Raw genomic sequence first — 6087 nt, 5'->3', positions numbered from 1 at the left:
TGAGTCTCTACAAAAAAGAGCTATTTCTTGCCGCGCTGAAAGACACGTTTGTTCGCGCACGCATTGATGGCCAAGAGGTCAACAAAATCATGCCTTATGCCAATCGAGCGCTGTGTGCAGAGTTGGTAAATGTGTATGGCAAGTTGAATGCGGTGCAGCGGGATGCTGCGGTAGTAACACGGGAGGCATCTTCATGCTGAATTTAAATAAAACTAACACTCGCAAAGTGCGTGCAAGTTCGTCAAAAGTTATTCACGGGTTCACGCTGGTTGAACTGATGATCACTGTCGCGATTATTGGAATACTGGCCTCGATCGCCGTACCGTCCTACCAGGAATACATCATTCGGGGAAGAATTCCTGATGCCACGTCGAATTTAGCGACCAAGCGGGTGCAGATGGAGCAATTCTTTCAGGACAACCGGACTTACCTCAACGCCACGGCATGTACGGCCGACTCAACCTCCAGCAAATATTTCACTTTTGATTGCGAAGTGGCAGGCTCAGCCAGCGCCTTCAAACTACGGGCCGTCGGCTCTGGCGCCATGACTGGTTTTACGTTCACCGTCGATCAGAGCAATACCAAAGCATCCTCTGGCCCCTCGGGCTGGACGAGTAGCACAAGCTGTTGGATCACCAACAAGGGGGGCACGTGCTAACCGGACTGCGGTTCAAACATCGCGGCTTCACCATGCTGGAGCTGATCGTCGTCGTCGCCATCGTCGCTATTTTGGCTTCGCTTGCCATGCCGAGCTTTAGCACCATGATCCAAAATTCGCAAATACGCAATGCAGCCGAATCCATTCAAAACGGACTACAACTCGCGCGTGCGGAGGCCGTCAGGCGCAATACGACCATTGGGTTCCAATTCACCACGTCCCTCGACAACACCTGCGCGCTGTCGACGACTGACAGCAATTGGATCATCAGTTCTGGAGACCCTACTGGACTTTGTGCCAGCGCACCAATCAACGAAGCATTTCCAATCACTGACACAACGAATAACCCCGCGCCGGGCATCATCCAAAAACGCGCAACATCGGAAGGCTCTCGCAATGCCGTGGTTGCAGCCGATCAAACAAGCATCACATTCAACGCCACCGGACGGGTGTCCCCGGTGCCAGCGACGAACATCAACATTAACATTAGCAACCCCAGCGGTGGCGCATGCGTAAGCGCCATTGGGAAAATGCGCTGCTTGCGGGTTGTCATTACCACGGCAGGTCAGGTTCGCATGTGTGATCCATCCATTGCCAGCACCGATCCACGAGGCTGCTAGGAGACCGACCATGACAAAAACCCATATTCGCGCAAGACAGCAAACCGGTTCTATGCTGATTGAAGTTCTCATCGCCATTCTCATTTTTTCAATAGGCATACTTGGCATCGTGGGCCTGCAAGCCTCGGCCGTTACTGCCTCGACGGATGCCCGGTATCGCAGCGAAGCGGCACTGCTAGCCAATGAGTTGATTGGCCGGATGTGGGCCAGCGACCGCACACAAACAACGCTGCAAGCGGCCTACGACAGTTCAACAGGAACTGGCGCTGCCTACACAGCCTGGGCCTGGTCTGGCACTTCGGGCACTGCAGGCACACAGTCCACACCCGCTAAAGGCACTGTCTTGCAAACACTGCCTGGAGCGCTTACTAATTTGCCAACTGTCGTTATTACACCGGTAGCGGCTACCAGCCTACCGTCGAGCCTAGTCACCATCACTATCTTCTGGCAGGCACCCAACGAGAATTCTCGGCACAACTATGTAGTAACCGCTCAGATAGGGGGCTGACATGAACGTAGTTTCTAAGTCAATACGCGTCAAGTTAAAGGGATTCAGCTTGGTCGAACTCATGGTCGCCATGGCGATTGGATTGTTCGGCGTGCTCATCATGATGCAAGTTTTCTCCTTGTCAGAGCAAAACAAACAATCAACCACCAGCGGCAACGATGCCATGAACGAGGGAGTTGTGTCACTTTACGCCCTGCAACGCGACATACGCATGGGTGGTTATGGTATTGCCGACATGAAAATGATGGGCTGCAATGTGCTTTTGCGAGCCGGGGTAACACTCGTCGCCATGGCCCCCGTCACGATCAATCATGCGGTCATACCCGCTGGCGACGCTAACACTGACACGTTGTTGGTGGTATACGCCAACACCAACGGCTCGCCACAAGGCGACAGCATTACCGCGCTGACAGTGGCGGATCAATATCCCGTGCAAACACCGGCTGCGTTCACCGCCAATGACTGGGTCATCGCGACGCCCCAAGTGCAAACCTGCGCAACCACACCGCTACCTCTCACGCCGGCCCTAACACTGACACGCGTCGCTAGCGTAGTGAGTCCAAATGTGACCGTTGCTGTTGGTGCGGGCTTGGCGCTTGCGGCCGTTCCGTCGACCACGCCACCTACATTTCCCACCCTGTTTAATCTAGGCCAACGAACACCAAAAATTGTGGCTTATGCGATTCGAAATGGCAACCTGACGATGTGCGACTACACCACCAATGATTGCTCCGTAGCCTCGGCCGCTAACTGGGTTGCAATAGGAAACAATATTGTCAGCCTGCGCGCCCAGTATGGCCGTGATACGGCTGCAGCAGGTGCCATGGATGGCATCGTCGACGTATTTAATCAGGCGGCACCAAGCACGGCTTGCGACTGGGCGAGAGTATCAGCCGTTCGATTGGCCTTGGTGGCGCGAAGTACACAACCCGCCTCGTCTATCACAAACTTGGCACCCGTATGGGAGGGCACTTTAGTGGACAACCCAACCGGGAGTACGGCAGCCCCCATTAACCTGACCGGGAACGCAGCATGGCAAAACTACCGCTACAAAGTATTTCAAACCGTCGTACCCCTTCGAAATATTTCGTGGATGGGCAAGGTGACAGGATGCTAGTCGCCCGCTTACCCCACGCACTCCGTGCATCCATCCGACGCGGTCAGTCCGGCATGGTCATGCTGTTCGCATTGATCATTTTGGTGCTGATGTCTTTGGGCGGCCTGGCATTGATCCGTTCAATGGACACCTCAAATTTAATTGCGGGCAACATGGCTTTCCAGCAGGCCGCAACGCATTCTGCGGATGCAGGCGTCGAGTCTGCAATCGCCTGGCTTGAAACAAACAATGCCGCTGCAGGCGTCTTGAACGCCAGCATTCCCGCTGTGGGCTACTCAGCATCAACGCCAACCATAACAGCCAGCCAGACCGGTGAAACATTCTGGAATTTATTAATACCTTCAGGCACATGCCTTTTGCCACGACCATCTACGGCATGTTCGGCGTCTCCTGGTACACCCGATGCCGCTGGCAACACAGTGGCCTACATGATTCAGCGCCTTTGCAGTGGCTCGGGCGCCCCTAGTGGTAATGGTTGTGCCATCACGCCTGGCACGTCTGCTTCTAGTACGGGCAGCAACGAGGCCGCGGGCGAGGAGATTATTTCTGGACTTGGCGTGAGTACTGCCGTGTACTACCGAATTACCGTGCGGGTCAGTGGCCCCCGCAACACCGTTAGTTTTGTCCAAGCCATTGTGTCAATGTGAAAAGCGTGAGCCCCAAGGTCTACCTGGGGCGATCCTGATTTATGGGTGTAACCGGAGATTCATATGAACTATCGTAACCCGCAGCCTCGTTTGAGCTATGTATTACTGTCAATTGTGCTGACCTCTTTCACGCCGAATTGGGGTGGCTCAGGCGAAGCAATGGCAGCCGTCACCGTCACCGACATCGCGCCCTCTCCTATTTTCACAGCGACGACGGCCAGCACAGAAGTGAAGCCCAACTTGATGTTTGTGCTTGACGACTCAGGCAGCATGGCCTGGACCTACATGCCCGACACTGTCGGTGACAGATTTTTTGGAAAATACGGCTATACAAGTAGTCAATGCAACGGCGTTTATTACAACCCGAATATCACCTACACCCCACCAGTGGATTCATCCGGGAATAGCTATGGCAACGCCAGCTTTACTGCTGCGCAATATGACGGCTACAACACTGCAACAGGTACGTTGAGCACCAACACGGGAAAGGGGACTGTCGATTTAAGCAGTAAATTCCAATCTGACATGTACGTGCCGTACTCTGCGAACAACAATTCGGGATTACAGGATTCGGCCCAAGCAGCCTACTACTACATTTATTCAGGCACTCAAATCACTGAGGACTTAAGGAATTACTACGATTCGACTAGCATTTTTTACAAGGAATGCATCAGCTCAATCGGTTCCACCACCAAAGTGGATGGTACGCATGCCGTCAACAGCTTATTTACCAAAAAAACGGTCAGTGCAACATCGGGCCCTAGCAATACAGACGAGCGTACCAATTTCGCCAATTGGTACAGCTACTACCGAACGCGTATGCAAATGATGAAAACCGCATCTGGTCAAGCACTCAAAACACTGAACGAGCACTTCCGTGTTGGCCTCATGACAATCAATGCGAACTCTACCAATGAATTTTTGAATATTGCCGACTTCACGACCACACAAAAATCTAGCTGGTATTCGAAGTTCTACGCCGTATCCCCCAACAACTCGACACCCTTGCGGGAAGCCTTAGCCTATGCTGGTCAAATATATGCTGGGAAAAGTCCGACAGCACTGACCAATAACAGCATAAGCATCACCAACCCCGTGCAGTATTCCTGCCAGCAGAACTACACCATTCTCTCAACTGATGGCTTTTGGAACGGAACAGATAGCAACGTAAAAAAACTGGACGGGACCACAATGGACAACCAGGACGGTCCACTCCCTCGTCCCTATAACGATGGCGCTGCCTCGACCTCAACGTCGGTGACAACCTACACAACAACGCAGGATCGGCAAACAGTTACGACGGGGGCTATAACGACCAAAACCTGGACCAAGTTTGTAACTGCGGTTGGGGCAGCCTGCTCAGGCACGACGCCGCCAAATACCGCTTCGGCCCCTATGTCAGTCGATAACGGCAGCCATACAGCCGCATTAGGCTACGCAACAAATGACCCCGACAACAATAACAATCATTGCTATTCTCTCGGTAATAAGGCGTGGTTTTGCAGGGGCAGCTCCGGCAACGACCCTGCTGTATCACTCTCTTCGGTCACGGGGACCTCGGGACCTACGTGGTACTTGGTATCGACTGGTGCAAGTGGTTCGGGCTGCATTTCTGCAAATACAGCTTGGGGAAGTGGCTACAGCAGTTCTGCGGGCGTTTGCCCTGCCTCGAATGTTGTGGGTAATCAAGTCACCACAACGCCCTATACCAGAACCGAAACCATCTCGGGTGCGACGACAACATCGGTTGATCGCTATACAGGCACCCAAACCAGCACTCAAATCACGACCAATGGCGTACCGGGAACCGTTGGCGCACTAACACCCAGTACCCCAACTTATTCGTTCACCCTCAATTTAAGCACGAGTCAGACCGGCGCTACGTCGGATACCTTTAGTGCTTGGGTTGCCGGAACGCCTAACCCTAACAACGCCTGCGTTGCGACAGCATCCCTTCCTAGTTCGGGCGAGACGACCCCTACCGCGACAACAGCAAGCTCCGGCGGAACAACATCAAGTCCCACACTCATTGCCAGCACCGGACCCACCGCAGGTACGCCTGTCATCACCGCGACCTCAACCGGGGGAACCTCAGACACGCTGGCAGACGTGGCCGCCTACTACTACAACACCAACCTGAGAACCAGTGCCTTGAACAACTGCGTGGGCGTGGCACCAGATGGCTCAGCCACCAACCTTTGCATTGCTAACAAGGTCCCACCCAACGGGCTGGATACTGCCACCTGGCAGCACATGACCACCTTCACTTTGGGACTCGGCGCTCGCGGAAAAATGGTTTTTTCGCCGACTTATTTAACTGACTTGTCTGGTGATTATTTCGACGTATTAAAAGGCAGTATTGCGGGATCAAGCAACTGCACATGGCGGGATGGACTCACGGTCACGGGTGGCAAGTGCAACTGGCCAGTTCCCGCCAGCGATCAGCCTGCCAACATTGACGACCTTTGGCATGCTGCGGTGAACGGCCATGGCAATTACTTCAGCGCGACCGATCCAAACACGCTGCAAAATGCGCT

6 protein-coding genes and 1 pseudogene are annotated in these 6087 nt (G+C 53.7%); all 7 read left to right on the top strand.

The annotated features are described in order from the left end of the window. Window positions 1-200 (top strand): hypothetical protein (locus tag WCG50_RS16525; protein WP_336900693.1); only part of this gene is annotated, 200 nt, incomplete at its 5' end. Beyond that, entirely contained in the window at window positions 194-658 is a 465-nt protein-coding gene (locus WCG50_RS16520) for a type IV pilin protein (RefSeq protein ID WP_336900692.1), read from the top strand. The genes WCG50_RS16525 and WCG50_RS16520, both read left to right, overlap by 7 nt. Then, complete coding sequence (locus WCG50_RS16515) at window positions 652-1278, top strand: GspH/FimT family pseudopilin (protein ID WP_336900691.1); 627 nt, start codon at window positions 652-654, stop codon at window positions 1276-1278. Before WCG50_RS16520 ends, WCG50_RS16515 begins: the two co-directional genes overlap by 7 nt. A 10-nt stretch (window positions 1279-1288) precedes the next feature. After that, the gene (pilV, locus tag WCG50_RS16510) at window positions 1289-1786 is read left to right on the top strand and encodes a type IV pilus modification protein PilV (protein WP_336900690.1); all 498 of its coding nucleotides are present in this window, start codon (window positions 1289-1291) and stop codon (window positions 1784-1786) included. 1 nt (window position 1787) lies between these two features. Further along, window positions 1788-2903, top strand: a complete 1116-nt coding sequence (locus WCG50_RS16505; protein WP_336900689.1) for a PilW family protein — start codon at window positions 1788-1790, stop codon at window positions 2901-2903. After that, entirely contained in the window at window positions 2897-3550 is a 654-nt protein-coding gene (locus WCG50_RS16500) for a pilus assembly protein PilX (RefSeq protein WP_336900688.1), read from the top strand. The genes WCG50_RS16505 and WCG50_RS16500 overlap by 7 nt, the downstream gene beginning before the upstream one ends. Before the next feature lie 63 nt (window positions 3551-3613). Beyond that, window positions 3614-6087: pseudogene (locus tag WCG50_RS16495) on the top strand (hypothetical protein); the annotation flags it as partial.

Origin of the sequence: Rhodoferax sp., from assembly GCF_037143375.1 — a bacterium.
In the GTDB taxonomy this organism is placed as follows: domain Bacteria; phylum Pseudomonadota; class Gammaproteobacteria; order Burkholderiales; family Burkholderiaceae_C; genus Rhodoferax.
Note: the sequence above shows the minus strand (reverse complement) of the source record. Positions and strands in the feature narration are given on the sequence as shown.